At 60.5% G+C, this 2,658-nt stretch carries 2 protein-coding genes; both read left to right on the forward strand.

Annotated features, from left to right (window positions below; translation table 11 throughout):
* Positions 1-261: 261 nt before the first annotated feature.
* Positions 262-1,044, forward strand: a complete 783-nt coding sequence (locus VGH41_RS02695) for an ABC transporter substrate-binding protein (RefSeq protein WP_331595803.1) — start codon at positions 262-264, stop codon at positions 1,042-1,044.
* A 283-nt stretch (positions 1,045-1,327) separates the two neighbouring features.
* Positions 1,328-2,443: a succinylglutamate desuccinylase/aspartoacylase family protein gene (locus VGH41_RS02700; protein ID WP_331595804.1), complete on the forward strand. Its 1,116-nt coding sequence runs from the start codon at positions 1,328-1,330 to the stop codon at positions 2,441-2,443.
* Positions 2,444-2,658: the final 215 nt, after the last annotated feature.

Raw genomic sequence — 2,658 nt, forward strand, 5'->3', positions numbered from 1 at the left:
GCCGACAGCCGGCCATTCGATGCCGCCCGCATCGTCGCGCGACCATGCTCTCCTCCGGGCACCTCTACTGCCAAGGCATCGCTCATGCGCCATCCGGTATTTCACTAGCTACCCAATTTTTTTGAACTGGTAAGCTTGGCGCGCACTGCTGGCCGCGCAGGCCAGCGGCTTGAACCCAAACCCGATCGCGAGTCGCATCGGGTGTCCCGCAGCGGCACAACCGCACGCGGGCGTATTTGAACTACACCGAGGAGTTAAACAGTGAAAAAACTGCTAGCGGCTTTGACGGTTGCTCTGCTTGCCACCGTCTCGATTGGCGCACACGCGAAAGACTGGACAACCATCCGTTTTGGCGTGGACGCCAGCTACCCCCCGTTCGAATCGAAGGGCCCGGACGGCAAGCTCGTCGGTTTCGATATCGACCTCGGCAATGAAATCTGCAAACGTCTGAACGCGAAGTGCGTGTGGGTGGAAAACGACTTCGACGGCATGATCCCGGCACTGAAGGCGAAGAAGTTCGACGGCGTGCTGTCGTCCATGTCCATGACGCCGCAACGCGCTGAACAGATCGCTTTCTCGTCGAAGCTGTTCAATACGCCGACGCGCCTCGTCGCGAAGAAGGGTTCGTCGATCATGCCGACGCCGGAATCGATGGCTGGCAAGACGGTTGGTGTCGAGCAAGGCACGATCCAGGAAACGTACGCAAAGACCTACTGGGAGCCGAAGGGCGCGAAGGTCGTGTCGTACCAGAACCAGGACCAGGTCTACACCGACCTGCTGTCGGGTCGCCTGGATGCGTCGCTGCAAGACGCCGTGGAAGCTGAAATCGGCTTCCTGAAGACGCTGCGTGGCGCTGGCTTCGAGTTCGCCGGCAAAGACATCGTCGACGAGAAGGTTCTCGGCAACGGTGCAGGCATCGGCATGCGCAAAGACGACGCGGATCTGAAGACGAAGGTCGACAAGGCCATCGCCGACATGATCAAGGACGGTACGTACAAGAAGCTCGAGAAGAAGTATTTCGACTTCGACGTGTACGGCAGCTAATTGCGACTGGCGCGGCTCGTCCGCGCCGTTTCGAGCAGCTTCAGACGGGCTCCGCCACACGCGGAGCCCGTTTCGTTTGGGCGGCTACGCTTAAGCCCTGCGCAATCCGGCACAAAACCACCTTCGGGCGGCAGATCGGCTAAGATCGAACGGCTGCACCGCGCCGCGCGCACCCTGCGAACGGCGCCGCAAACCTGTTCAAGCATTCATCCAGGTAGTCACTTTTCACACTGCAATCAACGACATAGCGCGACCCGACAGGCTCCGGAGCGCTTCAGACACCATGCAAACCCAAACCCATCCGCTGATTTCCCCGACACTCGGCACCGCGCGCAACCTGACGAGTTTCCATTACGGTCCCGGCGGCGGGCAGAAGATCTACATCCAGTCCTCGCTGCACGCCGACGAACTGCCCGGCATGCTGGTGTCGTGGGCGCTGCGCCGCAAGCTGGCCGCGCTCGAAGCCGCCGGCAAGATCAAGGGCGAAATCGTGATCGTGCCGGTCGCCAATCCGATCGGCCTGAACCAGCATTTCCTCGGTCACCTGAGCGGCCGTTTCGAAACCAACACGGCGCAGAACTTCAACCGCAACTTCCATGACCTGGCCGCCCTCGTGCAGCCGGTGATCGAAGCGCGGCTGACCGGCGATATCGACCAGAACCGCGAGGCGATCCGCAACGCGATGCGTGAAGCACTCGAAGCGCAAAAGCCTGAAACCGAGCTCGGATCGCAACGGCTCGCGCTGCAACTGCTGTCGTATGACGCCGACGTCGTGCTCGATCTGCACTGCGACTGGGAAGCGGCCATGCACCTCTACACCAATCCTGACCTGTGGTCCGAAGTTGAGCCGCTCGCGCGCTATCTGGAGGCGAAAGCGTCCCTGCTCGCGCTGAATTCGGTGGGTAATCCGTTCGACGAAATCCACAGCTTCTGCTGGTCGGATCTGCGAGGCCGTTATGGCGAGCGCTTCCCTATTCCGAACGGCTCCGTTTCGGTGACGATCGAACTGCGCAGCCAGCGCGACGTCACCTATGAATTCGCCGAACACGACGCGCAAGGGATCATTGAATATCTGACACATCGCGGGGTGATCGACGGCACGGCGGCGCTGATGCCGCCGCTCGAATTTGCCGCCACGCCGCTTGCCGGCACCGAGCCGATCGTCGCGCCGATCAGCGGCGTGCTGGTGTATCGCACGGAACCGGGAACGTGGGTGGACGTCGGGCACGAAATTGCCGATATCGTCGATCCGCTGACCGATCGCGTCGTGACGCTCAAGAGCACTGTCGCCGGTGTGATGTATGCGCGGCATCTGACGCGCTTTGCGACCGCCGGCCTGGAATTCGCGCGCATTGCAGGCGCGACGGCATTCCGTTCGGGGTCGCTGCTGTCTAACTAGGCGACAGCAGAAGATTTGCGATCCTAAGGATTCGGGCACTAAGCATTCACGCCGATGTGCCCTCACTTCGCAGCAAACAAAAAACCCGCATAGCGGGTTTTTTGTTTTTAATCCAATGCGAGAGATGGTCACCCTCTAAAGTCCCATCGACACCCTTCAATCAGATTACGCCTCTCCTCGACCACAGGAATAGCGTGTCTCTCCGTTGCAAGGTA

The organism is Paraburkholderia sp., assembly GCF_036488795.1.
Lineage (GTDB): Bacteria > Pseudomonadota > Gammaproteobacteria > Burkholderiales > Burkholderiaceae > Paraburkholderia.